The sequence below is a fragment of the Bowdeniella massiliensis genome, from assembly GCF_023634005.1.
In the GTDB taxonomy this organism is placed as follows: Bacteria; Actinomycetota; Actinomycetes; order Actinomycetales; family Actinomycetaceae; genus Bowdeniella; species Bowdeniella massiliensis.
Map to the genome: position 1 here is coordinate 15,851 of NZ_JALIQR010000013.1, position 24,260 is coordinate 40,110.

At 63.4% G+C, this 24,260-nt stretch carries 28 protein-coding genes; 16 read left to right on the top strand and 12 right to left on the bottom strand.

What is annotated here, in order from left to right:
• Nucleotides 1-49: 49 nt before the first annotated feature.
• Together MUN85_RS09720 and MUN85_RS09725 are read right to left on the bottom strand one after the other, a co-directional pair.
• Nucleotides 50-1,753: an FAD-dependent oxidoreductase gene (locus MUN85_RS09720; RefSeq protein ID WP_348647976.1), complete on the bottom strand. Its 1,704-nt coding sequence runs from the start codon at nt 1,751-1,753 to the stop codon at nt 50-52.
• Nucleotides 1,754-1,779: 26 nt separating this feature from the next.
• Nucleotides 1,780-2,040: a metal-sensitive transcriptional regulator gene (locus MUN85_RS09725; protein WP_250506527.1), complete on the bottom strand. Its 261-nt coding sequence runs from the start codon at nt 2,038-2,040 to the stop codon at nt 1,780-1,782.
• 81 nt (nt 2,041-2,121) lie between these two features.
• Here MUN85_RS09725 and lysS point away from each other — a divergent pair, with 81 nt between their 5' ends.
• Nucleotides 2,122-3,645: a lysine--tRNA ligase gene (lysS, locus tag MUN85_RS09730; protein ID WP_250506528.1), complete on the top strand. Its 1,524-nt coding sequence runs from the start codon at nt 2,122-2,124 to the stop codon at nt 3,643-3,645.
• Nucleotides 3,646-3,749: 104 nt separating this feature from the next.
• A complete protein-coding gene (locus MUN85_RS09735; protein ID WP_250506529.1) occupies nt 3,750-4,571 on the top strand; it encodes a sulfite exporter TauE/SafE family protein in 822 nt (273 codons plus the stop codon).
• Here the strand turns inward: MUN85_RS09735 and MUN85_RS09740 are convergent.
• Both MUN85_RS09740 and MUN85_RS09745 read right to left on the bottom strand, forming a co-directional pair.
• Nucleotides 4,568-5,053 carry a hypothetical protein gene (locus tag MUN85_RS09740; protein ID WP_250506530.1) on the bottom strand — a complete coding sequence of 162 codons (486 nt, stop codon included), beginning with the start codon at nt 5,051-5,053 and terminating at the stop codon, nt 4,568-4,570. The two genes, MUN85_RS09735 and MUN85_RS09740, sit on opposite strands and share 4 nt — an antisense overlap.
• A gap of 10 nt (nt 5,054-5,063) precedes the next feature.
• Nucleotides 5,064-5,957, bottom strand: a complete 894-nt coding sequence (locus MUN85_RS09745; protein ID WP_250506531.1) for an HhH-GPD family protein — start codon at nt 5,955-5,957, stop codon at nt 5,064-5,066.
• A gap of 223 nt (nt 5,958-6,180) precedes the next feature.
• Here MUN85_RS09745 and MUN85_RS09750 point away from each other — a divergent pair, with 223 nt between their 5' ends.
• A complete protein-coding gene (locus MUN85_RS09750) occupies nt 6,181-6,756 on the top strand; it encodes a hypothetical protein (protein ID WP_250506532.1) in 576 nt (191 codons plus the stop codon).
• Here MUN85_RS09750 and disA read toward each other — a convergent pair whose 3' ends face one another.
• Nucleotides 6,757-7,806 (bottom strand): DNA integrity scanning diadenylate cyclase DisA, encoded by a 1,050-nt coding sequence (gene disA, locus MUN85_RS09755; RefSeq protein ID WP_250506533.1) that lies wholly within the window; start codon nt 7,804-7,806, stop codon nt 6,757-6,759.
• A gap of 75 nt (nt 7,807-7,881) precedes the next feature.
• Nucleotides 7,882-9,267, bottom strand: a complete 1,386-nt coding sequence (gene radA / locus MUN85_RS09760) for a DNA repair protein RadA (protein WP_250506534.1) — start codon at nt 9,265-9,267, stop codon at nt 7,882-7,884.
• A gap of 115 nt (nt 9,268-9,382) precedes the next feature.
• Between radA and MUN85_RS09765 the strand changes: the two genes are divergently transcribed.
• Nucleotides 9,383-10,531: an acyl-CoA dehydrogenase family protein gene (locus MUN85_RS09765; RefSeq protein WP_250506535.1), complete on the top strand. Its 1,149-nt coding sequence runs from the start codon at nt 9,383-9,385 to the stop codon at nt 10,529-10,531.
• On the opposite strand, the gene MUN85_RS09770 is transcribed toward MUN85_RS09765, so the two are convergent.
• Nucleotides 10,532-11,194 carry a potassium channel family protein gene (locus MUN85_RS09770; RefSeq protein WP_250506536.1) on the bottom strand — a complete coding sequence of 221 codons (663 nt, stop codon included), beginning with the start codon at nt 11,192-11,194 and terminating at the stop codon, nt 10,532-10,534. It abuts the gene before it with no gap.
• Between the two features lie 24 nt (nt 11,195-11,218).
• The gene (locus MUN85_RS09775) at nt 11,219-12,592 is read right to left on the bottom strand and encodes a TrkH family potassium uptake protein (protein ID WP_250506537.1); all 1,374 of its coding nucleotides are present in this window, start codon (nt 12,590-12,592) and stop codon (nt 11,219-11,221) included.
• Nucleotides 12,593-12,661: 69 nt separating this feature from the next.
• On the opposite strand from MUN85_RS09775, the gene MUN85_RS09780 reads away from it, so the two are divergent.
• The 3 genes from MUN85_RS09780 to MUN85_RS09790 all read left to right on the top strand — a co-directional run bounded on the left by MUN85_RS09780 (nt 12,662) and on the right by MUN85_RS09790 (nt 14,341).
• Entirely contained in the window at nt 12,662-13,858 is a 1,197-nt protein-coding gene (locus MUN85_RS09780; RefSeq protein WP_250506538.1) for an acetoin utilization protein AcuC, read from the top strand.
• Nucleotides 13,859-13,963: 105 nt separating this feature from the next.
• Nucleotides 13,964-14,185, top strand: a complete 222-nt coding sequence (locus tag MUN85_RS09785; RefSeq protein ID WP_092561965.1) for a helix-turn-helix domain-containing protein — start codon at nt 13,964-13,966, stop codon at nt 14,183-14,185.
• 57 nt (nt 14,186-14,242) lie between these two features.
• Complete coding sequence (locus MUN85_RS09790) at nt 14,243-14,341, top strand: 30S ribosomal protein bS22 (protein WP_019174583.1); 99 nt, start codon at nt 14,243-14,245, stop codon at nt 14,339-14,341.
• 42 nt (nt 14,342-14,383) lie between these two features.
• Here the strand turns inward: MUN85_RS09790 and MUN85_RS09795 are convergent, their stop codons facing one another.
• Nucleotides 14,384-15,166, bottom strand: a complete 783-nt coding sequence (locus MUN85_RS09795) for an HAD family hydrolase (protein WP_250506539.1) — start codon at nt 15,164-15,166, stop codon at nt 14,384-14,386.
• Nucleotides 15,167-15,177: 11 nt separating this feature from the next.
• Between MUN85_RS09795 and MUN85_RS09800 the strand changes: the two genes are divergently transcribed.
• The 8 genes from MUN85_RS09800 (at nt 15,178) to MUN85_RS09835 (ending at nt 21,091) form a co-directional block, all read left to right on the top strand.
• On the top strand, nt 15,178-15,489 hold the full coding sequence (locus MUN85_RS09800) for a glutaredoxin family protein (protein WP_250506540.1): 312 nt from the start codon (nt 15,178-15,180) through the stop codon (nt 15,487-15,489).
• Between the two features lie 4 nt (nt 15,490-15,493).
• On the top strand, nt 15,494-16,180 hold the full coding sequence (locus MUN85_RS09805) for a histidine phosphatase family protein (protein ID WP_250506541.1): 687 nt from the start codon (nt 15,494-15,496) through the stop codon (nt 16,178-16,180).
• Nucleotides 16,177-16,755 carry a TlpA family protein disulfide reductase gene (locus MUN85_RS09810; protein WP_250506542.1) on the top strand — a complete coding sequence of 193 codons (579 nt, stop codon included), beginning with the start codon at nt 16,177-16,179 and terminating at the stop codon, nt 16,753-16,755. The genes MUN85_RS09805 and MUN85_RS09810 overlap by 4 nt, the downstream gene beginning before the upstream one ends.
• Nucleotides 16,755-17,525, top strand: a complete 771-nt coding sequence (locus tag MUN85_RS09815) for a cytochrome c biogenesis CcdA family protein (protein ID WP_250506543.1) — start codon at nt 16,755-16,757, stop codon at nt 17,523-17,525. The genes MUN85_RS09810 and MUN85_RS09815 overlap by 1 nt, the downstream gene beginning before the upstream one ends.
• Before the next feature lies 1 nt (nt 17,526).
• Nucleotides 17,527-19,047 (top strand): cytochrome c biogenesis protein ResB, encoded by a 1,521-nt coding sequence (gene resB, locus MUN85_RS09820; protein WP_250506544.1) that lies wholly within the window; start codon nt 17,527-17,529, stop codon nt 19,045-19,047.
• Nucleotides 19,048-19,944, top strand: coding sequence for a c-type cytochrome biogenesis protein CcsB (ccsB, locus tag MUN85_RS09825; protein ID WP_092561978.1), 897 nt, complete (start codon nt 19,048-19,050; stop codon nt 19,942-19,944).
• A gap of 64 nt (nt 19,945-20,008) precedes the next feature.
• Entirely contained in the window at nt 20,009-20,548 is a 540-nt protein-coding gene (locus tag MUN85_RS09830) for an SRPBCC domain-containing protein (RefSeq protein WP_250506545.1), read from the top strand.
• 9 nt (nt 20,549-20,557) lie between these two features.
• On the top strand, nt 20,558-21,091 hold the full coding sequence (locus MUN85_RS09835) for a TetR/AcrR family transcriptional regulator (RefSeq protein ID WP_092561984.1): 534 nt from the start codon (nt 20,558-20,560) through the stop codon (nt 21,089-21,091).
• Here the strand turns inward: MUN85_RS09835 and MUN85_RS09840 are convergent.
• On the bottom strand, nt 21,088-21,549 hold the full coding sequence (locus MUN85_RS09840) for a PLD nuclease N-terminal domain-containing protein (RefSeq protein WP_250506546.1): 462 nt from the start codon (nt 21,547-21,549) through the stop codon (nt 21,088-21,090). The genes MUN85_RS09835 and MUN85_RS09840 overlap by 4 nt on opposite strands.
• Nucleotides 21,550-21,628: 79 nt before the next feature.
• On the opposite strand from MUN85_RS09840, the gene MUN85_RS09845 reads away from it, so the two are divergent.
• Nucleotides 21,629-21,922 carry a DUF4229 domain-containing protein gene (locus MUN85_RS09845; protein ID WP_250506547.1) on the top strand — a complete coding sequence of 98 codons (294 nt, stop codon included), beginning with the start codon at nt 21,629-21,631 and terminating at the stop codon, nt 21,920-21,922.
• Here MUN85_RS09845 and MUN85_RS09850 read toward each other — a convergent pair.
• Together MUN85_RS09850 and MUN85_RS09855 are read right to left on the bottom strand one after the other, a co-directional pair.
• Entirely contained in the window at nt 21,899-22,768 is an 870-nt protein-coding gene (locus tag MUN85_RS09850) for a 1,4-dihydroxy-2-naphthoate polyprenyltransferase (RefSeq protein WP_250506548.1), read from the bottom strand. The two genes, MUN85_RS09845 and MUN85_RS09850, sit on opposite strands and share 24 nt — an antisense overlap.
• Before the next feature lie 63 nt (nt 22,769-22,831).
• Entirely contained in the window at nt 22,832-24,124 is a 1,293-nt protein-coding gene (locus tag MUN85_RS09855; RefSeq protein ID WP_250506549.1) for an AMP-binding protein, read from the bottom strand.
• Between the last annotated feature and the right edge of the window lie 136 nt (nt 24,125-24,260).

A 24,260-nucleotide genomic window follows, 5' to 3' on the forward strand; every position in this document is an offset into this window, starting at 1 on the left:
GAACTTCGGTCTCCGACGCGATGGAAGGTCGCTGGAGGTCGCCCGTTGGCTAGCTGGGTTTTTGCTTCCAGTCCGGACGGGTGACGTCTAGGGTGAGCGCGCCACCGGAAAGGTTGCGTGCGTCAAAACCTTGGCCGATGAGTATCCGGGTGGCGAGGTAGGAGCGGACGCCGGAGGCACAGTGGACGGCAATCCACCGCCCGGCTGAGGCCTTGCGGATCTCCTCGATTCGATCCCGAACTTCGGTGTGTGGGATATTGAGCGCGCCGGGGATCATGCCGTTTTCGCATTCTGTTGCGGAACGCACATCCAAAATGAGGGCTTCACGTGCGACCTGCTCGAGATCCTCGGAATACCAGACCGGCATCTGCCCGGCGAGGATGTTCTGGGCAACAAATGCTGTCATGTTGACCGGGTCCTTGGCGCTGCCGAAGGGCGGGGCGTAGGCCAGGTCAAGATCAGCCAGATCGTTCGCGGTCATCCTGGCTTTCAGTGCGGTGGCGAAAACATTGATCCGGTTCGCAACGCCGGCTCCGCCGACGATCTGAGCACCGAGGAGCTCGCCGGTGTCTTTCGCGAAGTGTGCCGTGATGTGCATTTGCTCGGCGCCGGGGAAGTAGCCGGCGTGATCGGCCGGGTGGACGTGCACGGTGATGTGGTCAACTTCCTGAGCGCTCAGCGTCCGGCGGTTGGCACCCGTCAACGCCGCGGTGAGGTCAAAGACGCGAACGATCGCGGTACCGAGCACCCGCGGCGCCTGGTGCGCATCGTCCACGCGATCGGCTGCCCTCTCGATCCCGAGCACCGCAGCATCCGCGGCACGACGACCGTGCCGATTCGCCGGTGCTGCCAGCGGAACTGGAGCGATGAGGTCTCCATCTCCGATTTCCTGGCGCATTGCGGCGGCGTCGCCCATGGCGAATATGTGGGGATCACTCGTGCGTAGATAACCATCGACAACGATCGCACCGCGCAACCCGAGTTCTAGTCCGGCATCCTTTGCGAGCGAGGAATCTGGGATAACGCCCGTTGACATGACGACGAGGTCAGCGGGGAGTACCTCACCCGTGGACAGACGGACTCGCGCGGCACCGTTGGCGTCGCTGATCGCCTCCACAGAGGTGCCGGTAACGACGCGAACGCCGTGTTTGCGAAGCTCGCGATCGACCCATTCCGCTTGCTCGGAATCGAGCGGGGGCAGAACGTGTGGTGCGAACTCGACGAGGGTGACTCGCCCACCGCGGTGGGCAAGAGCCTCGACAGCTTCCAATCCGATAAAGCCCGCGCCGACCACTACCGCGTCAAATTCTGAGTGGCCCTCGATACGAGCAATAAGTCCGTCCATCTCGGGCACTGTGCGGAGCCAGTGGACGGAGGCATGGTCGAGCCCTGTCACAGGGGGAGTGGCGGCCTTGGAACCGGGGGAGTAGATGAGCGTGTCGTATCCGAGCGTGTACGTGCCCTCCGGGCCGTTAACCGTGACGGTCCGCTCCTCGCGATTGATGCGCGTGACTTCGCTGTTCACTCGGACATCGAGATTGAGCTGAGCTCGCAGTGTCTCTGGCGTATGCAGTAGCAGGCCGTCGCGTGAGGGAATCTCACCGGAGACGTGGTAGGGCAAGCCACAGTTCGCAAACGATACGTACGGGCCCTTATCGAGGACGATGATGCTGGCACTCTCATCCAGTCTGCGGGCGCGAGCAGCCGCGGACATGCCGCCCGCGACGCCGCCGATCACGACGATCTTGGTCACAGGTCATACTCCCTAGGTGGGTGTGGTTAGGTGAAGGAAAGAAAGAGCTTTTCGAGCTCCGCCTGGGTTTCTTCCGACTCGTTATCGAGGTAGCACTGCTTCATCCCGGTCGACAGCAACGTGATGGCGGCGCGGTCGATGGCGCGGGAACATGCTGCGAGCTGGGTGAGGATGTCGCGACAATCCTCGCCGTCATCAATCATGCGGATCACCGCCGCAAGCTGGCCATTAGCGCGCGCCAGGCGATTGCGGGCCGCGCGTGCCTCAGCGGTATCGAGTTCAACCATGAACCCATGCTAACAGATACCCCCTAGGGGTATAAGGGGTGAGGCTTTCTTCAGTCAGCACTTGCCCGATACCATCGGGTTATGACCGAGACTTCCGCATCTAACGTATCCGATCAGCCCGAGCAGATTCGCGTGCGCCATGAAAAGCGCGAGCGCATCCTGTCCCAGGGTCGGGAGGCGTACCCCGTTTCCGTGCCGCTGACGACGACGATCAAGGACGTGCGCGAGAAGTACGGTCACCTCCAAGCTGGCGAAGAAACCGAGGATGTCGTTGGACTCGCAGGCCGGGTGATCTACCAGCGCAATTCCGGAAAACTCTGCTTCGTTACGCTCCAGGACGGTGCCGGCACCACCATTCAGGGCATGCTCTCCGCAGGAGAAATCGGCGTCGATTCGCTGACCGACTACAAGGCTGACGTCGACCTTGGCGATCACCTGTTCCTGGCCGGCAAGGTCATCTCCTCGCGCCGCGGCGAGCTATCGATCTTCGCGCAGGACTGGCGCATCGCGTCCAAGGCGATCCGCCCGCTGCCAAAGACATTCACGACCGAAGACGGCGAACAGGTGAGTTTGTCGGATGAGGAGCGCGTCCGGCGCCGCTATGTCGACCTCATTACCCGTCCCGCCGCACGCGAGATGGTTCGAACGCGCTCGGCGGTCGTGAAGTCACTACGTAAGACCTTCGACGAGCTCAGCTTCATCGAAGTCGAGACCCCTATGCTCCAGGTCATTCATGGCGGCGCTGCCGCCCGCCCGTTTGTGACCCACATGAACGCCTTTGACATGGAGCTGTACATGCGCATCGCGCCCGAGCTCTTCCTCAAGAGAGCAGTGGTGGGCGGTATTGAGAAGGTCTTCGAAATCAACCGAAACTTCCGAAACGAGGGGGCAGATTCCTCGCACTCGCCCGAATTCGCGATGGTCGAGGCCTACGAGGCTTACGGCGACTATCGAACAATGGCCGAGCTAACGCGCAATCTGATCCAGACCGCAGCTCGCGAAGCGATCGGATCCGAGATCGTCACGCTGGCAGATGGTAGCGAGTACGACCTTTCAGGAACCTGGGCGGAGATCGACCTTTACGAGTCAATCTCCGGAGCGGTGGGCGAAGACATCACTCCCGAAACACCGCGCGAAACGCTCGAGGCGTTGGCGGAGAAGCACGACATCGGCATCGCCCCGCACTACACTCCCGGCAAGATTGTTGAGGAGATCTGGGAAGAACTGGTTGGCAAGAACCTGTACGCGCCAACCTTTGTCATGAACTACCCCGTCGACACCTCGCCCCTCGTCCGCGGTCACCGCGAGCGCGAAGGCGTGGTGGAAAAGTGGGACCTTTATGTTCGAGGCTTCGAGCTCGCTACCGCGTACTCCGAGCTCGTGGACCCCGTCATCCAGCGGGAACGCTTCGAGCACCAGGCGCTCGTCGCCGCGGCAGGCGATCCGGAAGCAATGCTCCTAGATGAGGACTTCCTGCAGGCCATGGAGTACGGCATGCCGCCGTCCGGTGGTATGGGAATGGGGCTGGACCGGCTGCTCATGGCACTGACTGGTCGCGGCATCCGCGAGACTATTCTTTTCCCGCTGGTCAAACCGCTGAGCTGACGCTCCCGCCATTATCGAGACAGCGCTCGGACCTACCGCGGACCCGATGCGCTGGCCGTCTATCGCGCCCATTACACTGACGGCAGACGAAAGGCGAGAGTCTTATGGCTTTTATTATCGGGTTAGCGGTAGGAATCATCGTGGGCGCACTCGGCGCCGGAGGTGGCATCCTCGCTGTCCCGATCCTCGTGTATCTCCTGCACCAGGATCCTCACGACGCTGCCGCAGCATCTCTCATGATCGTGGGCGTGACGGCGCTAGTGGCGCTGCCGGGTCGGTGGCGCGCCGGCGATGTGCGAGTCAAGGATGGCCTGATTTTTGGAGCGCTATCGGCGATCGGCTCGTTACTGGGCGGATTGCTCTCGCGCTTTGTCTCCTCTGATGTCCTCATGAGCTTGTTCGCTGTGCTGCTCGTCGCCGTCGGGCTTGTCATGCTGAGACGGGCGCGCCTGACTCGAAAAGAAGAAAGACTCATCGCGGCCGGTCGCGAAGATGAGATCGTCCGCAAGGCCACCTGGGCGGCAGCAGCGCGCGACTCTCACGGGCTATTACTGTTGATCGTGTCAGCAACGCTTACTGGTTTCCTCACCGGGTTTTTCGGTGTCGGCGGCGGATTCGCGGTGGTGCCGATGCTGGTTCTCGTCATGGCGTTCGGAATGAAACAGGCCTCGGGAACCTCGCTGCTCGTCATGGTGATTGCGTCTGTCGCAGGCCTAGCATCGCGTCTGGGTGCGGATATTCATATTGACTGGCCAGTAATTGCGTTGTTCGCCGTTGGTTCATCACTAGGTGGGGTGCTCGGGGGTCCACTGACGAAGCGAGTCCCCTCATCCGTTTTGACGCTGGTATTCGCGCTGTTGTTACTAGGTGTCGCGGTCGCTACCGGTATCCAAGCGATCCCGGCGCTGTATGCCGATCTGACCTAGAACTCCGCGAGCCGATCGGGTGCGCCGAGTGGCTTTGGGTCGGCGCGGCGGGCGGCCATCGGTGACAGGACATAGGCTGCCACGACGAAGTGGGCGGCAACGACAGTGCCTAGGATCGTGACGAGCCAGGCGCCGGGGCGCATGAGCATGAGACCTGCGACCGAAGCAATAATGACGATCGCCCCGAGACGCCACAGGGTCCGTAGCCCCCGGGCGTGACGAAGAAGCGCCGCACGTGGTTCGGGAGCAAAAACTAGCACTAATCCAAGGCCCGCAATGACAAGGGAGCCAAGCAGGCCCACCGGTGCAAGCCAAAGCGCGACCTGCCCGGCAGCGTCCTTCGGGGTGGAGAGCACGAGGAGTGCGCTGAGTGCTCCGGTGGCAAACGCGAGCGCGACACCGACGATCAAACTCAGGCGTGCCGTGGCGACAGCGCGGGCATGCATGACGTCATCGGTGGAGAGGGAAGATTCGGTGCTCACGATGTGCAATCTACCGCGAGGACGCTAACCGGATCCAACCGCGCTCGTCCTCCTGCGCTAGGCCGTCCGCGATCAGACTGGAGAGGGCTCGTTCTGCCTGTGACACATCGGATGAGGCGGCCGCCAGTGCATCCTCGCGCGGTAATGCCTGGTGGTCTCGGAGGAGGCGGAGTTGTGCCATGATCGCGCCGCGGGCTTGACGGTCGGTACCGTGCCACGACTGCGTGCGAGACCGCAGCGTGGGGTCTGCTGGCTTGCCAGCAGCAAACCACTGGCAGTGCGGTTGCAAGGGACAACTCTCGCACTCGGGGTTTCGGGCCGTGCATACCAGCGCACCAAGTTCCATGAGTGCTTCGTTAAACACGACGGACTGTTCGGGATCCTGCGGCAGCATCCTCTCCGCCCGTTCTAGCTCAAAGCGTCGAAGGTGAGCGGGAACCCCAGCTTCACCGTGGAGCCGAGCAAGGACGCGGCGAATATTCGTATCTGCGACGACGACGCGATGTCCCCCGGCGAAAGCCGCGACTGCGGCGGCGGTGTATTGGCCAATGCCGGGGAGCGTTAGGAGGGTCGCCACATCGGTGGGGAGTTTGCCGCCGAACCGTTCGACCACAGCTTTGGCGCATTCGTGCAGACGAATGGCGCGCCGCGGGTATCCCAAACGGTCCCAGGCTCGCAACACGTCGGAGCGGTCAGCGGCCGCGAGATCAGCTGGGGTGGGCCAGCGTTGTTGCCATTCGTGCCAGCGGGGAACCACCCGAGACACCGGCGTTTGTTGACTCATGACCTCGCAGACGAGAATGCTCCAGGGACTCGTCCCCGGCTCCCGCCAGGGCAGGTATCGACCGTGATGGCCAAACCAGGTCAGCAGGGTAGCGGTGAGCGATGTGGGCACATCTCTCATTGTGCCTGGCAATGCTAAGCGTGGCGTGGCGCGTAAGCGAAGCGCCATCATCTACCGTGATTACTGGAGGTAGCAGGTGGCCCAGAATAATGGACGAAAGCAAGCGCCGAAGACCAAGTCGGCGCCGCGTAATGCTGCGCGTTCAGCCAGTGCTTCCGGGAAGCGCCCGACCGCAGCGAAATCGAACCGGACCAAGGCTAAGCGCCCGACTCGGGGGCAGATCATGGTGCGACGCGTCGTCTTTGCCCTGCTTGTCTTGGCCTTGGCGGGACTCGTGATCTGGGGGGCCTGGGCCGCTACCAAGGCCATAACCCAGTCGTTGACGCAAAACTCGAAGGTTGAGCCCACCGCTAATCCGGTCCCCACATCGTCGGCGGAGTGGGCAGCACTTGATGAGCAGGAGCGTCTTATGGCGCTCAAGGGTAGGGCACCGGAGGTGTGTCCGGCCGATAGCGTGAAGGTCTCCGTCGACATCGCTAATCGCAGCGGCGGGGGATTCAACGTCGTCGCTCACATCACCAACGACTTCCCCGTTCCCTGCTTGGTTGACACGACCGATGCCCGGATCGCTACCGTCATCACCTCCGGTGACGAGACCATCTGGACCAGTGCCTCGTGTGCGGGTGATGCGCAGACGTTACTGCTGCCAGCAGGCGAAGAGACGACACGGACGATCGTGTGGCCCGGGCAGCATAGAACCTCGGGATGCGAGGCAGGCGATAAGGCAAAGCCGGGCGTCTACAAGGTGAAGGTGTCAGTCGGCGGAGCGGAAGACTCTGCGACCTTTGAAGTCCGTTAGCTAACGGCGGCCGAACATCGTCAGTTCGGCGAGGCGTTCCAAGCCATCATGGATCGCTCGCGCACGTTGTGGGCCGACGCCTTCGACTTCTTGCAGGTCTGCTGCTGATGCGCTGAGCAAATCCTCGATCGAATCGAAATGGACCGCGAGCTCTTCGACCACCGCTGACGGCAGGCGCGGAATCTTGGAGAGCAAACGAAGCCCACGCACGGGCAGGAGTTGATCCACACCGCGAGCTTCGCCGCCGAGGCCGAGCGCTGCGGCGACGAGCTGTGGCTCGAGTAATTGCGCCGATGTGAGATGGTCGAGTTCGTCCCACACCTGCTCCGGCGGAACTCGGGAGTACTCCGCTAGGACGAGTTCACCGTCCTTGATCACACCCGTGACGAGTTCATCCAGCTGCAGCTTGAGCAACCGGCCATCGATTCCAAGCTCGATGACGTAGGACTCGATCTCGTCCCAAATCCGGATGACCATCTCGAGACGCTGCATGACGACGGCGACATCGCTGACGGTCACGAGTCCGCGAAGTTCAAGCGAGGTGAGGGTAGCAAGGACCTCATCGAGCCTCGTCCGGTAGCGCTCCAGAGTATCGAGGGCCTGGCTCGCCCGGGAAATAATGACGTCTGAGTCTTCCAGCACGTGGCGGGTGCCCTCGACGTACAGGGCGATGATGCTCATCGATTGGGAAACTGAGATGACGGGAAAGCCTGTTTGCTTGGCAACCCGGTCAGCTGTTCGGTGCCGCATCCCGGTTTCTGTGGTGGGGATATCTGAGGCCGGGAGCAACTGCACATTGGCGCGGGTGATGGTTCGTAGCGAGGCATCCAGGACAACGCCGCCATCCATCTTCGATAGCTCACGCAGCCGGGTCGCGGTGAAATCGGCATCAAGTTGGAAGCCACCCGAACAAATCGATTCCACCACGTCGTTATCCCCGAGCACGATCAAGGCGCCGGTACGACCCCGCAGGATGCGTTCTAGACCATCACGGAGCTCCGTGCCAGGCGCGACCCGGGCGAGTGTGGAGCGAAGGTCTGGTGAAACCACGGGTGCCCCCAATTCTCATGTGTGCTCGAACACTTCTATGGTAGTGCCCTGATTGCCGACCGGTGCACCAGCGCGCTAGGCATCCATGTCGAGTCCCACCCGCAGGGCTGCTGATACCGAGTCGACAGGGTGCAGTGACATGCCGGCAGGCACTTTGGCGCGGCCAGCGGCCTGCTTCGGGACTATCGCGTCGGTGAAGCCAAGCCGCGCTGCCTCGTTGAGGCGGCGGTCAATGCCCACAATAGAGCGAAGCTGACCGGTCAGTCCGACCTCGCCAAGGGCAATGAAGCCGGGGCGGAAGGTTCTATCGAGCGCCGCACCTGCGACGGATGTTGCAATGGCCAGGTCGACAGCCGGCTCGCTCGTTGCCGCGCCACCGACCGTGGAGACGTAGATATCGAAATTGCCGAGAGGCAGGCGGAGCCGTGCTTGCAGAACGGCAAGGGTCATCATCGTTCGAGATTGGGACAGGCCCGAGGTCGTGCGCCGGGGGGAAGAAAACGTCGTTTCTGCCAGCAAGGACTGCACTTGCAGCGGCATCGGTCGGCGGCCTTCGAGGGTGATCGTGGCGCAGGTGCCTGGCACATGGACGTCCGCGCCTTCGAGGAAGAGCCCGGACGGATCGGGCAGCTCGATGATTCCGGCATCTGTCAGGTCGAAACAACCAACCTCATCGGTCGCGCCGTACCGGTTCTTCAACGCGCGCAACATGCGGAGACGAGAATGGCGCTCGCCTTCGAACTGGCAGACGACATCGACGAGATGTTCTAAGACTCGGGGTCCGGCAATCGAACCGTCTTTCGTAACGTGTCCGACCAGGACGATCGGGACCCCTTGAGTCTTGGCAACCTCAATGAACGCTCCGGCCGTATTTCGCACCTGAGTGACAGAACCTGGGACGCCGGAAATATCCGCGGAGGCGAAGGTCTGGACGGAATCGACGATCACCATTGAGGGGCGCGTCTGCTCGATATGTCCGAGGGCCGCTCCAACATCAGTGAGGGAGGAAAGAAGCAGATTACTCGATACCGCTCCGATTCGGTCGGCGCGGATACGCACCTGGGCTTCGGATTCTTCCCCCGTGAGATACAGAACCGGACCAGCGCCTGTCCTCGAAGCTCTCTGGGCCGCGCGAGCGGCGACATGAAGGAGCAGCGTCGACTTTCCGACGCCCGGTTCACCGGCCAGCAGGATCACCGCTCCGGGAACGATGCCACCGCCAAGGACGCGGTCCAGCTCGCTCAATCCGGTTGTGCGGGCGCGGGCATCTTCAGCCTTGACCTCGTCAATCGGTTGGGCCGGGCGCGATGGCGCTAAGGCCGTCACAGCGCGAACGGAGGTCGCCACCGATGCCTCTTCCTCAACGGTTCCCCACGCCTTACAGGCCGGGCACTGTCCCACCCACTTGGTGGTCGTCCACCCGCAGTCTGTGCATGCATATGCCGCCTTTGTTCGAGCCATGGGGCCAGCCTACGGGGTGGTGAGGACGTCGCTGACAGCAGGCATGCACTTGAGTACAGCTGCCTGCCGCGAAACAATGGCGTCAAGTGCAGTGGCCGATCGAATCGAGGATGTCATGACAAGCGCAGTGCTCACCGACGAGCTTCTTTCAACGATCCACTCCCGGGCGGAGAAAACCGACCGGGAGAACGTATTTTTCGACGAGGATCTTGCTGATCTGAAAGCCGCAGGTTATCTCTCCGCCTTCGTGCCCACGGAGTTCGGGGGAGCTGGGCTCACGTTGGAGGAGATCGTCAACGAGCAGATTCGGCTCGCCGGTGCCGCTCCGGCCACAGCGCTCGCCGTCAATATGCACCACATTGTCGTCGGGGTCGGCAGGATGCTGCACGATGCCGGTCTCGAAGGTGGCGCTCGCATTTTGAAAGATGCAGGCGAGGGCCACCTGTTTGCCTTCGGGATTTCCGAACCGTCAAACGATCTCGTCCTGTTCGGATCCATCACCGATGCACAGCCAGATGGCGAGGGCGGCTTCAGTTTCACCGGCACGAAGATCTTCACCTCCCTAGCACCGGCGTGGACGCGGCTGATGACATTTGGACGGGATGATTCCGAGGGAGATCCCATGAGCGTCTTCGCGGTACTAAACCGGGAAGGCGGCGGCTTCACCATTAAGGAAGACTGGGACACCCTGGGGATGCGGGCTACACAGTCCCACACCACCAAGCTGGAAGGGGCACACGCGCCGGCAGAACAGATTCTGTGCCGTATCGAGCCGGGGCCTAACGCTCACCCGGTTGTATGGGGGATCTTCTCCCACTTCGAGATCCTGCTCGCGGCCTGTTACACCGGCATCGGCAAGCGCGCGATCGAGGTAGCGGCCGAGACAGTCAAGAACCGTGCCAGCGTGAAGAACCAAACGAGCTACGCCAACGATCCGGATATCCGCTGGCGGCTCGCCAGCGCAGCAATTGAGATGGATGGCATCTACCCGCAGCTCACCCTTGCCGCGCGAGATATCGATCAGGGAGTGGACCGCGGGCCACTATGGATGCCGATGGTCTCGGCGATCAAGGTGCGTGCCACCGAAGCCGCAAAGAACTCCGTGGAAAAAGCGATTCGGGCATGTGGCGGACGCTCGTACTACAACTTCCACGAACTCTCGCGCCTCTACCGCGACGTCCTCGCGGGCCTCTTCCAGCCCTCCGATGACGAATCAACGCATGCGGCGTGGGCCAATCTTGTGCTCGGTCCTATCGAGAAGTAACTAGGGACGCTGCGCGAAACGCTCGAGCAGTTCCGTATTGCCGGAGACGATAAGAATGTCGTCCCGGTTAATGCGAGTGTTTTCGGTCGAGTATTCAAAGGGCTCGCCCGGGGGCTTCACCCCGATGACGGTAATGCCGTACTTCCTACGGATATCGGATTCGGCGAGGGTGAAGCCCCACGTTTCGCGCGGCGGACGCATCTTCACGATCGTGAAGCCGTCCTCCATTTCGATGAAGTCGAGCATCCGGCCCGAGACCATGTGCGCCACGCGCTGCCCGGCATCATGTTCGGGATAGACGACGTGGTGAGCTCCGATTCGACGCAAGATTCGGCCGTGTTCCGCGGAGATCGCTTTCGCCCAGATCTCCGGCATTCCGAGATCAACCAGGTTGCCAGTGATCAAGACTGAAGCTTCCAGCGACGTTCCCACGCCAACGACCGCTACCGGAAACTCGGAGGCGCCGAGCTGTTCGAGGGATTCGGGATTCGTGGCATCGGCCTCAACCAGGGGGAGTCTGCCCGACCACTGTTCGATGAGATCAGGGTTCTTTTCTACTGCGAGAACCTCTCGACCTGACCTCTCCAAGGTGATCGCCAGGGCTGAGCCAAAACGGCCGAGGCCAATGACAAGGACGCCCGAATTGGTGCGACGTTCCGGCATGAAAACTCCTTATGAAACCTGGTCTTAGCCTACCGCCGGACGCTCTTCCGGCATCCGAATGACGCGGCGCCGCGAGCGCAGGGCAAGAGCAGCAGCCAGCGTCATGGTGCCGACACGACCCATGAACATCATTCCAGTCAGGACATACTTGCCTGCATCGGGCAGATGCCCGGTAATACCCGTCGAGAGTCCCACCGTGCCAAAAGCGGAGATGACATCGAATAAGACCATGTCGAGTTGCAGATTCGTAATCGACAACAAGATCAGGGTCGCCAGCCCAACGAGGGTGGCGCCGATAAACGCGACTGCGACTGCCAGTCGAACGGTACCGGGTGGAATCCGGCGTTGGAAGGCTTCGATGTCGCGATCACCCCGGGCTTCGGCGACGATGGCGAGCAGCAGCACCGCCAAGGTTGTCACTTTGATGCCGCCGCCGGTTGACGCGGTCCCGCCACCGACAAACATCAGGGCATCTTGGAAGAACCAGGTCGCTTCCCGCATGTGTGCCACGGGAATCGTCTCGATTCCAGAAGAGCGGGCGTTCACCGAGTAGATCAACCCAGTCAGGATCTTCTCCGAGGTATTCATCTGGCCAAAGGTCGCGGGATTCGTCCACTCCATTGCTGGAATAACGAGGAAGGCCAGCGCCGAGAGGAAGCCGTACATCACCAGCGTGAGCTTGGTATGCAGTGACCAGTGTCGAGGGTGAAACAGATGCCGGCGCAGATTGAGAAGGACCGGGAAGCCAATGGCGCCGATCGCAGTGCCGACAGTGATCGGCAGTCCGATCCACCAATCGCCGAGATGGGGCTGCAACCCTTCAGGCAGAATCACAAATCCGGCGTTATTGAAGATGGACACCGCCATAAAGGACGCGTGCCACAAGGCTTCCCCGAACGGTTCCCCGAGCGTTGTAAAGCGGGGGAGCAGGACCAGCGTGAGAGCGATCTCCACCGAAAGCGATACAACGATGACAGCGATGATGAGGGAGCCCACCTCGCCGAGGCGGTCGGTCTTGGTCTCGCGAGCGGTGAGCATCCGCTGCGTGAGGCCGATCCGGCGGGAGACGGCAAATCCGAGGATCGACGCGAGAGTCATGACGCCGAGGCCGCCGACGGCCATCGCCACCATGATGACGGTATGCCCAAAGGTCGACCAGTAGGTGGCGGTATCGACGGTGACAAGTCCCGTGACGCACACAGCGCTGGTCGCCGTGAACATCGCATCGGCGAGGGGCGCGCGGTGCCCGTCAGCCGTCGCGATCGGGAGCGACAGCAGCGCGGTGACCACGAGGACGATGGCAGTAAAGACGAGGAGAGCGAGCCGGGCCGGAGAGGACTGGGCGATTTCATCGACCCAGTCTCGTGACCGCCTCGCGAGCGCGCGGGTACGCGACATGGATCCTCCTCATCACCCAGCGAAGCCGTTAGGTACCCCCAAGCGTAGCGCGCGCGATAGCGTTGCCCCATGGCAGACCTGGCGGTGTACTACAGCGAGGAATTGACCGAATACGACTTCGGCCCCTTCCACCCCATGGCGCCCGTCCGCCTGGAACTGACCTATGAACTCATCCAGGCCTTCGGGCTCACCGCATTACCGACGGTTCACGTGCTCGCCCCACCGGTCGCGACGGATGAGGAACTGCTCCGAGTCCATAGCGCCGACTACGTTGCGACCATCAAAGCTGCCTCCGACGGCACCATGCCCGATGACGGCTACAGCTTTGGCCTCGCCGATGCCGATTGCCCACCCTTTGTGCACATGCATCGCGCTGCCGCTCGGCTCGCCGGTGGGACCGTTGCGGCCTGCCGCATCGTTCGTTCGGGTGAGGTGAAGCGGGCGGTGAATTTTGCCGGCGGGATGCACCACGCGATGCCCGCCAAGGCCGCGGGCTTCTGCATCTACAACGACGCCGCCGTCGGGATCGCAGACCTCCTTACGGCCGGGACATCCTCCATCGTCTATATCGACATTGACGCCCATCACGGTGATGGCGTCGAGAAGGTCTTCCGCGACGATCCGCGGGTCACGACGATCTCGCTGCATCAGCATCCCGACACGCTTTTTCCCTTTACCGGTTACCCCCAAGACATCGGCGGGACGAACGCCCGCGGCCACAGCGTCAACCTTGCGCTGCCGCCGCGCACGAGCGATGGCCAGGCATTGCGCGCCCTGGAGGCGATCGTCGAGCCCGTGCTGGCTGAGCTGCGCCCCGAGATAGTCATCACCCAGCACGGGTGCGATTCGCACGTGCGGGATCCACTGACCGACCTAGCCTTTTCCATCGACGGCATGCGCGCCGCGGCCCTCATGCTTCGAGAGCTGATCGATACCTACGCCCATGGGCAGTGGGTGGGGCTCGGCGGTGGTGGCTACGCCGTATGTTCGGTGCCGCCGCGCGCCTGGACGCACCTCGTCGCGATCGCGGCCGGCCACCCCATTGACGTCGCGGATGCCATTCCACAGAGCTGGCTGGACTTTGCAGCCGCCACCGGGCACTGCCCGAGCCAGGGCTATCTACCCCGCACGATGGGCGATGGTGTAGATGTGAGTTTCAAGCCATTTTCGTGGGGCTTTGACCCGGCCGACCCGATTGATCGCGCGATCAACGCCACGCGATCGGCCGCTTTTCCCGACCTCGGCATCGATCCACTGATTCTGTGAGGCGAACCCGGTTGAGATCAACAGCAAAATCTGGGAATATCACACCAGGGAGAATGCCCGCCGAACCCATGTATTTCGCGGCGGTTGAGTGAGAAACGGACAGTCATGGCCCAGCTAGAAGGAGCCCCGCGCTTTGTTACCGTCGCGGAGGTCGCTGACCTGATGCGGGTGTCTCGCATGACGGTGTACCGTATGGTTCACGCCGGTGAACTGCCGGCCGTTCGGGTCGGGCGTTCGTTTCGTGTCCCCCGATCCGCTGTCGACGATCTCATTGCATCCGGCCTTGGCTCCTGGGATAGCGATCGCGATATCGAGGCGAGCGGGTAAACTAGCATCTTGTTCCTGCGGCTCGGCCGCGAACCAACATTAATCTGTGAGGACCATATGGGATCTGTAGTCAAGAAGCGCCGCAAGCGCATGTCGAAGAAGAAGCACCGTAAGCTGCTTCGCAAGACTCGTCACCAGCGCCGCAACAAGAAGTAAGCGCGCACACCGGCCCGGAAGAATTCCGGGCCTTTTGTGTCCCTATCGGGTGCGTCCCCGCAGCGACTTAACCACGGCTGCGGCCGCCCACAGCAATCCTGCGAGCGAGGCCGATTGGACGCCGCGCCCGATCCCCGTCATGAGGCGACGGCGCGATTGCTTGAACGTTGTGATCCGCCAGCCGTGCTCGCTGGCATACGCCTTGAGCCGGGGCTCGGGATTGATCGCGACGGGATTACCGACCGCGGCAAGCAGGGGAACGTCGTTGAGTGAATCGCCATAGGCAAAGGACGCGGCAAGATCGATGCCGCGCTCAGCGGCTAACTGCCGGATGGCATCGGCTTTGACTTGGCCGTGCAAGAACGGCGCGGATAGATGACCGGTGTAGATTCCGTCGACGTGTTCAGCGCGCGTTCCTAAGGAGCCCGTCGCGCCCAGGCGCGCGGCGATGTGCTCCGATAGCTCGACGGGGGTTGCGGTGACGAGCCATACCTCGTGCCCCTGCGCCAGGTGATCGTCGAGGATGTGTTTGGTTCCGGTGACGACCCGGGGCGCGAGGACGGCGGCGTAGACCTCTTCCCCGATGGAGATCACTTCGGCGACGGCATGGCCTTTGATCGCTGCCAGGGCGCGGCTTCGTACGGCTTCGACCCGCGGCACCGTCTCGCCGAAAAGCGAATAGAGTGCGGCGTGGCGGGCTGCGAATAGAATGTCACGAGCACCAAAAAACTCGCGTCGATACAGCTCGCGGGCCAGGTGATATGCACTGGCACCGCGGATGAGCGTGTTATCGACATCGAAGAATGCCGCAACCTTCCGATCCACGCTTCAACTCTATGACACGCTTCGCCTCTCGCATCTTCCGCAACCGCCGCCCACGCCCGGGCCCGCCCCCGCCCGTCGTCATTTACTCGCGGGCTGGCTGTCATCTCTGCGATGACGCGATTGCGGTGGCTCGGCGCGTCCTTGCCGAGCACGGCGCGCAGCCGCACGTTATCGATATCGACGCCGACCCTCACCTCCGGGAGCGCTACCACGAGGCCGTGCCCGTCATCTGCGTGGCGGGCCAGGAAATCGCTCGCTACACGCTGAGCGTTCGGCAGCTGACACGCGCATTGGAAGCGGTGCCGCCAAACCTGAGAGACTAACCCCATGACGCGCACGACGATTCACCTCATGCGGCACGGCGAGGTGTTCAACCCCGAGGGCATTTTGTACGGCCGGCTGCCGGGCTATCGACTCTCCGAGCTGGGAGAGGCGATGGCCGGTCGCGTCGCCGATGTGTTGGCCGACGGCGGTCACGATATCGCGCACGTGGGTGCCTCCCCGCTGCAGCGAGCCCAGGAGAGCGCCACGCCGACCGCGAAGCGCTTTGGGCTGAGCCTCATGACGCACGATGGCCTCATCGAGGCCGGCAACGAATTCGAGGGCTTTGACGTCAACCGCAACCGTGCGATGCTCGCTCATCCGAACTTCTGGTGGCGCTACCGCAACCCGCTGCGCCCCTCGTGGGGGGAGCCGTACGTCGAGCAGGTTGATCGGATGAGTGGCGTCATTCGCAACGTCTTGCACTCTGAGGCTCGCGGGCATGAAGCACTACTCGTCTCGCATCAGCTACCGATCTGGGTCACGCGGCTCTTCCTCGAGCGGCGGCCGCTCGCGCACGATCCGCGCTCGCGGCAGTGTTCGCTCGCCTCGCTCACCTCGCTGACCTTCGATGACGATCGCCTCGTCGGGCTCGCTTACTGGGAACCTGCTGGCGATCTGCTGCTAGCGGCCAGTGACATGGTGCCGGGAACCTCGAGCGCCGATCTGGCCGGAACGGATGAGCGCGAGTGACGCCTCGCTTCTCGCGGCTGGCAGCCGCAGCCCTCGCCGTTGCGCTCCTTGGTGGATGCGCCGAGTCAAACGCGCCCGGAAGCGCCACCTCGCCGGGGGCCGGGTATCAGGCCGGCGATGGCTCATTCACCATCTGGCAGCCTGCCGAGCGTGGCGAACCGATCGAGATCAGCGGGCAGAGCCTCGACGGCAAAGACATCGATTCGGCCGACTGGGCTGGTGACGTCGCCGTCGTCAACTTTTGGTACGCAGCGTGCCCGCCGTGCCGGGCCGAAGCTCCGGACCTGAAGGCCCTGTCGCAGGAGTTCACTGCGGTCCATTTCCTTGGGATCAACCCTCGCGATGATCAGGCTGCGGCGAGTGCCTTCGAAGATACCTTCGAGGTGCCCTATCCAACGATCCTGGATCCGAGCGCCACCATTGTGGCAAGTATGCAGGGCAAGGTCCCGCTACAGGCGATGCCGACGACCGTCGTCATCGATAAATCGGGACGGGTCTCGGGGCGAATCCTTGGCCGGATCGACCCGGAGATCCTCAAGGGACTCATCGAGGATGCGCTGGCGGAGTCCTCCTGATGGATCTCGTTGAGTTCTTTCGCACGACCGTCTTGACCGGTTCGATGATCGCCGCGATTCCCGTGGCGCTCATCGCCGGGCTCATTTCATTTGCCTCCCCGTGCGTCTTGCCGCTGCTGCCCGGCTACGTCGGTTACGTCTCCGGAATGACCGGCGCTGCCGCGGACCGCTCGGGTGTTCGCGCGAAGGCCCCGATGCGCAAAGTGGCGGGCGGGCTCGCGCTGTTTGTTGCCGGGTTTACCACCGTCTTCGTGGGCCTTGGCATTGCCTTCGCCTCGATCGGTTACGCCCTTGCCCCCTACGTCTCGATCATTACTCGGGTGTTGGGAGTCCTGGTGATTCTCATGGGGCTGGCGTTTGCTGGGTGGCTGCCGTTTGCCCAAAGTGAGAAGCGGCTGCGAATCGACATGGCGAGCGGGCAGGTCGGCGCCTTCGTCCTCGGGGTCGTCTTCGGCCTCGGGTGGACACCATGCATTGGGCCGACGCTATCGGCGGTGCTCACGCTCGCGCTGGACGGCGCAAATCTGTGGCGTGGGGCAATCCTCGCGTTGGCGTACTGCCTCGGGCTCGGCATTCCGTTCATTGTGCTCGGAGCATTATTCGCCCGATCGACGAAGGTGCTGTCCGCAATGCGCCGGCACCGAGTGACGCTCATGCGCGTTGGCGGAGTGCTGCTCATCGTGCTGGGGCTGCTGCTGGTTTCCGGCTTGTGGGATTCAGTAACGGCGTGGCTGCAGGGCATCATCGGCGGCTTCGAGACGGTGGTGTGACGTGAGCGAAGTTGTCTCGTGGTTTCGCTGGAGTTGGCGCCAGCTCACCAGTATGCGGGTCGCGATCTTCTTGCTGCTCGCCCTCGCCCTTGCGGCGATGCCGGGCTCGCTCGTGCCGCAGCGCGCGCAGAACCCGGAAAAGGTCGCCGAATTCCTCGAAACCTACCCGCGTCTGGGACCGGTCTTGGACACGCTGGGATTCTTCAACGTGTACTCCTCGGTCTGGTTCTCGGCGATCTACCTGCTGCTGTTCATCTCCCTGATCGGCTGCATCCTGCCGCGCACCCGGGAGCTGTATCGCTCGCTGACCTCACCGCCGGTCCGGATTCCGTCGCGCCTGTCCCGATTCGAGTCCTACCGGCGCATCGAGGTGTCCGAAAGCGACGACGTCATCGCTGGCCTAGCGAAGCGACTCAAAGGCCGGTATCGAGTCAAGCGGTTCGATGACGGACTGAGCGCCGAGCGCGGACACCTCAAAGAAATTGGAAACCTGCTCTTCCACTACGCGCTCGTCGGCATTTTGGTGTCCTTCGCCTGGGGGCAGCTCGCCACGTATCGCGGCCAGGCCATCGTGATCGAAGGGCGTGGGTTTGCTAATGCGCTCGTCGATTACGACTCCTTTGAGTCCGGCGCCTGGTTCAGCGAATCAGATCTTCGCCCGTTCTCCTTCACCCTCGATGCCTTTGCGTCATCATTTGCGCCGAGCGGTCGGCCTGAATCCTTCCGCGCCGATGTCACAGTGCGCGAGCCCGATGCTTCAGGGGCGATGGCTGAGCGCCGTGAAGTCATCACTCCGAACCACCCGATCGAGGCCGGCGACACGGCGATCACGTTATCGGGCAACGGGTTCGCACCGATCATTCGGGTGACCGATGCGGAAGGCAAGGTGGCCTTCGATGGGCCCGTCCCCTTCATTCCGCAAGACGCGGCCTACACCTCACGTGGCGTCATCAAGGTGCCCGATGTCTCGAAGGGCCTCGACCAGATTGGGTTCTCGGGCATCTTCATGCCGGCAGCCGGCCAGAGCGATGGGACGTGGGCCTCGGCGCATCCCTCGCCCATCCAACCGCTCCTCGTGCTCGACGTCTGGCACGGAAATCTCGGGCTCGATGAGGGGATTCCGCGCAATGCCTACGAGCTGCACACTGATGAGCTCACGCAGGTGAGCGATGACACCGGAACGCCCTACGCCATCCAGCTCGCGCCGGGGCAGACGGCAGAGATCCCCGGGGGTCTTGGCACGATCGAGTTTCGTGACCTCACGCGCTTTGGTTCCTTTGATGTGCGACACGATCCCTCTCTCATGTGGCTGCTGATCTCAACGGTGAGCGCTATCGGAGGCCTGTGCATTTCGCTCTTTGTGCCGCGGCGGCGACTGTGGGTGCGAACGAGTACCCTTGCAGGCACTACAGTGATCGAAGCGGCGGCTCTATCTCGCGGTGATGACGCGGGATTGGATGGGGAACTTGACTGGCTCCTGGCCGAGCTGCCGGCCCCTGATCCCAGACATGAGGAAAACTAGATGCAGTCCCTCGCCCAGGTATCCACCCTGTTGGTCTACGCCGCGATCGCGGCGTTTGTTGGCGCGATGCTCGCCTTTGCCGTCGATGTCTCGGGACGTCCCGGCAACCGAGGCGAGGGCGTGCGCAGGCCTGGGGCCGGAATCGGGATGTCGCTGACCTACCTCGGCACCATCTTCCTCGGGATCGGCGTCGTGACGCGCGGCATCGCCGGCGGCCACATGCCCTGGTCCAACATGTATGAGTTCACGATCTCCTTCACCTTCGTTGCTCTCGTGATCTTCCTGATCTTGTCGCGCCGGTGGGATCTGAGAGACGTGGGCGTCTTTGTCGCGCTTCCCGCGGCACTGATCCTAGGGCTCGCGGTCGTCGTGCTCTACACGCGATCCGATGGCATTGCACCGATCCTGGACCACTACTGGTTGATCATCCACGTGCCGCTGGCAATTGGCGGCGTCGGCGTATTCGGCATTGCCGCCTTCATCGCCGCACTTCAGTTGGGCAAGGACGTGGCTGGGGAGGACCACGGGCTGGCCTCCCGCATTCTTGGCGTTCTGCCACCGGTCAAGACTCTCGAGCAGCTCGCGCACCGACTGGTCGCCGTCGGATTCGTGCTGTGGACCTTCACGATTGTCGCGGGCGCGATCTGGGCGAACTCGGCCTGGACACGGCCGTGGGGCTGGGATGCGAAAGAAGTCATGAGCTTCGTCGTCTGGGTCATCTACGCGGCCTACCTGCATGCTCGCACCACCCGTGGCTGGGATGGACGTCGGTCGGCCTACCTCATCCTCATCGGCTTCGCCGGCGTCATGTTCAACATGTTTGGAATCAACTACTTCTTCGAGTCCAAACACTCCTACGCACTCATAGAACCCGCGATCACGCAGCTGTTGCTCTAACCGAACCGAAAGTCAGGGCTGATGAGGCCTTGCGCACACTAGGCTAACAGTGTTAGCTAGTGACATGAAAAAGAACCTGCGGCCGGCACGCGCCGCCATGATTGGCATCAGCGCCATTGTCGGGGTAATCCTCGTACTGGGCGCCGTTTCCGCCGGGTACACCGGTCTTATCAAGCCGGTCTCCCCGCGCTCCGAGCTCGTCATCAAGGCACCCGCGGAAAAGGTCTGGGAGGTCCTTGCTGACCTGCCATCGTGGAGCCGGTGGTCACCGAACTTCGCGGAGATATCGGGTGAGCTTGTCGCCGGTGAAAAGCTGCAGACGCGCATGCGGGCGGGCGGCAATGACCTCGAGTTCGAACCCGTCGTGCTGCGCGCGGAGCCAGGGGCCGAGTTGCGCTGGCGGGGAGAATTCATCGTGCCTGGCCTCGTTGATGGAGAGCACTATTTTCTGCTGGAACGCACCACGCAGGGCCACACCCGGCTGATCCAGGGGGAGGATTTCACGGGAGCCCTAGTTCTTTATGCCGGCGGGGCGCTCGACATCGCAGCAGACATGGCCGCATTCAACGAGGCGTTGGCTGCAGAAGTGGAGCGCCGGCGCTAGCGTGAAGCCATGATGGCGAGACCCGAGCCCCGATTACTGACCACGCGACAGCGCGAGATCATTGCGGCGGCGCGATCGATCATGGATGACTCGAGCTGGGATGAGCTCAGCATGCGGGTGCTCGCCGCCCGGCTCGGCATTCGGGCGCCATCGCTGTACAAGCATGTCGCGAGTCGAGCGGAGCTTGCCGCATGGATCGTGGAGGGCGCACTGTTCGAGATGGGCGATGCGCTGCATGCGGCGATCGCGGGCGACGATCCGGCAGGAGCGCTCCTTGCGACCTACCGTGAGATGGCCCTGTCAGATCCGGGCAGATACCGACTGGCAACGGGACGTGATTTTCGCCGCGATGACCTCATCGAGGGGCTTGAGGAATGGTCCGGCGCGCCATTTTGGCTCGTGACCGGCAATCCGGCGACGGCGCAGGCGATGTTTGCCATGGCGCACGGGCTCGTCATCATGGAACTGGATTTCCGGCTGCCGCCCAGCTCGGATCTGGCCGCGACGTGGCGCGCCGGTGGCCAGGCGCTGGCGCGCGGTTAGCTGGCGGAGGTATCGCTCTCGTCGTCCTCGCCGGCCTCGGCTTGGCGGCGGCGTTCCTCGCGCTGTTTCTTCTTGCGCGCTTCCTCCTCGGCCTCGCGCTGCCGACGCTGGCGTTCGTAATGCGCCTTGCGTGCCTGCCAGTCGAGATCGGCTAGGAAGGTCTCATCGTCGTCGGGGGCAACGGGCTTAGCCTTGCGCCCAAAAATCCCGCCGCGGGGATTGTTCGACGGGCTCGTCGGATTCCACGAGCCCTGCCGCCCGCGCTGGTAGGGCGCCGAGCCCGCCATCCGGGACATGAACAGCCAGGCAAGTGGGCCCACGACGGGAACCAAGATGAGGATGATCCACAATCCCTTCGGCAATCCGCGCGGCACGCGGTCCCGCGGGGTCATGACGCAATCAGCTAACGCATAGATCATTAGCGCTGCAATCACGATGACAGGGAGCACTCGAGCCATATCTCTAGGGTACGTCGGATCAGCAGCGCGGGCGTATCGACTTCGCCACCCGCGTACGGCGCCGGACTACAGTGAGGGGGTGGCCTTTTTGATGTACACCCTCTATCGCATCCTGTTGATCGCCGGCGCCGGTGGCATCCTTGTCCTTGCCGGGTTTAATTGGCGTTCCCCGATCACCTGGATCATCGCCGTGCTCATCGGAGCGCTGCTATCGTACGTGCTGCTTGATCGCCCGCGTCGGGCCGCCGTGGCGCAGCTCGCCGAGCACGATCCGCTACGGGCGCGACGAACCCGCGAGCAGCGAGCGGATGCGGCCAGTTCCGAAGAGGACCTGCTCCTCGACGATGAGCTAGAGCGCAAAGACGAGCGCTAGCGCGAAGGCATACAGCAGCTCGAAAAAGCCGGTGTCCCGCAGGACGGCAATGAGTTCCTTGCCGGTAGCGCCTGCGAGCACTGGCTTGATGATGAACCAGGCCGGCACGATGAGGCCGAGCAGGATAAGCGCGCCCGGATGGGAGATGACGGTGAGAACAGCGAGGGCAATTGCGCCCATGATCATGGCGACAAACGCGTAGCGGGCGCGGCGATCACCCAGGCGCACGGCCAGGGTGTGCTTGCCGGTGACGGCGTCGGTGGGGATATCGCGGATGTTGTTTGCCATGAGAATGGCGCACGCGATGAGCCCGATCCCGCTGGCTCCGGCCCATACGGTCCACGGAACAGTGAGGGCCTGGGTGTAGGTCGTGCCCGCGGTGGCGACGAGGCCGAAGAAGATAAAGACGAAGACTTCGCCGAGACCCAGGTAGCCGTAAGGCTTCTTCCCGCCGGTGTAAAACCACGCCGCGATGATCGCCGCGACGCCGATCGCAATGAGCCACGGCTGGCGCGCGAGAATGACGAGGACGAGCCCGGCGAGGGCCGCGATAGCGAAGCATGCAAGCGCCGCACGTTTCACGTTCGCCGGCGCCGTCAGGCCACCGCCGGTCAGGCGGGGCGGCCCGGATCGGTTGTCGTCGGTGCCGCGGATGCCATCGGAGTAGTCGTTGGCGTAATTGACCCCGACCTGTAAGGCGAGCGCCACGATCGCGGCGAGCAGTGCGCGCGGCAGGGAGAAGCCGCCGAGCCCGATCGCGGCTCCCGAGCCGAGGATGACCGGAGCCACGGCAGCGGGCAGGGTACGAAGGCGCGCGCCTTCGATCCAATCGGCGAGCGTCGCCATTAGGGATCGGTCCTTTCGCAAGGGGAGGGGGAAAGCCTGCCCAAGTCTAACGCCGCGCCGGCGCTAGCGTGGATCGCGGCTTTCACCCTCGCCGCTGGCAAGGCGCGCGGCTGCGAGGCTAGCGATTCGGCGCCGGTCGATTTTGCCGGGGCCGCGCTCGGGCAGCGCCGGCAGTGTGACAAGGGCGCGCGGGCGCTGCTCGGCGGGCCGGGTTCCAAGCGCTGCCCGAACCTGATCGAGGGTGGTGCCTGGCGTCGTCGTGACGAAGGTTAGGCGCTCGCCCCACCGCGGATCCGGCACACCGACGATGATGCCCTCCAAACCGGCGTCGGACAGCAGCTGTTCGACGGCCTGCGGCGAGACATTTGCGCCGCCGGTGATGATGACGTCATCGGCTCGGCCGATCACGTTAAGGACGCCTCCGGTGAGCACGCCGAGATCGGAGGTGAGGATCGAATGGCCGAGCCGGTGGCGGGGGTTGGTGGGGGTGGCGTCGGTGAGGTAGCCGTCGACGACCATCGCGCCGGCGAGGCGGATGAGGCCGACGCCGTGCGCGTCGACGTCCGTGAGGCTGACCTGAACGCCCGGCAGGGCGCGGCCATCGTAGACGCAGCCGCCGCCCGTCTCGCTCATGCCGTAGGTGCGCACGATGTTCAGGCCTGCCTGCGCGGCCGTGCGGGCCGTCGTCGGTGGCAGGGCGGCCCCGCCGACGAGGATCGCATCGAAACGCTCACCGATGCGCCGGGCGAGGGCGGGGTCGGCCACGACTTCGCGCAGCTGGGTGGGCACGAGGGAGGTGTAGAGCCGGGTGGCGCCGTCGTGACGCTCGGCGGCGGCTGCGAGGGCAGCGGGGTCGAAGCCGGCGGCGGTATCGACGATGATCGGCTCGGTATCGGCGAGCAGGCTGCGGGTAAGGACCTGCAGGCCCGCGATGTGATGGACCGGCAGCCCGGTCACCCACGTCGCCCGGGCAGCGGGCGGCAGGGCGGAGCGCGCCGCGTCGAGGGTGGCCGGGGCGAGAGTGGTGGGAGGCGGCTGGTCGGCGAGCGTGACCAGCGTCGCGAGCGCCGAGGACAGCACGTTGGTGGGACTGAGGCCGACGAGGTTACCCTGCCCGGTGGTCGATCCGGAGGTCTGGACGACAATCCGCGCATCGGCCAGCGGGCGGCGGATACGGCCGAGGATGCGGCTGATCTCGCTGGGCGTCGCCGCCGGGTCGGCTAGGTAGTTGGGCGGGGTGGCGTCCTGCGTCAACGCGGTGGCAAGAGTGCGCAGCACCCGCGCGATTGCGGCGGCGTCGCGGCCGCCCACGACGGGGACGATACCGTTCGGATCGACTGGGGCGAAGGTGGTCACCCGTTAACGATAACGAGGATGGTGTCATACCTGGGTATGACGCCGCGTCCGACTGGCAAGGGAGGAAGATCAGGGCAAGTTCAGTCTCCCGATGAGCGCCCTGTGCCTTGAGCTGCGGCATTATTGAGGTGTCGGC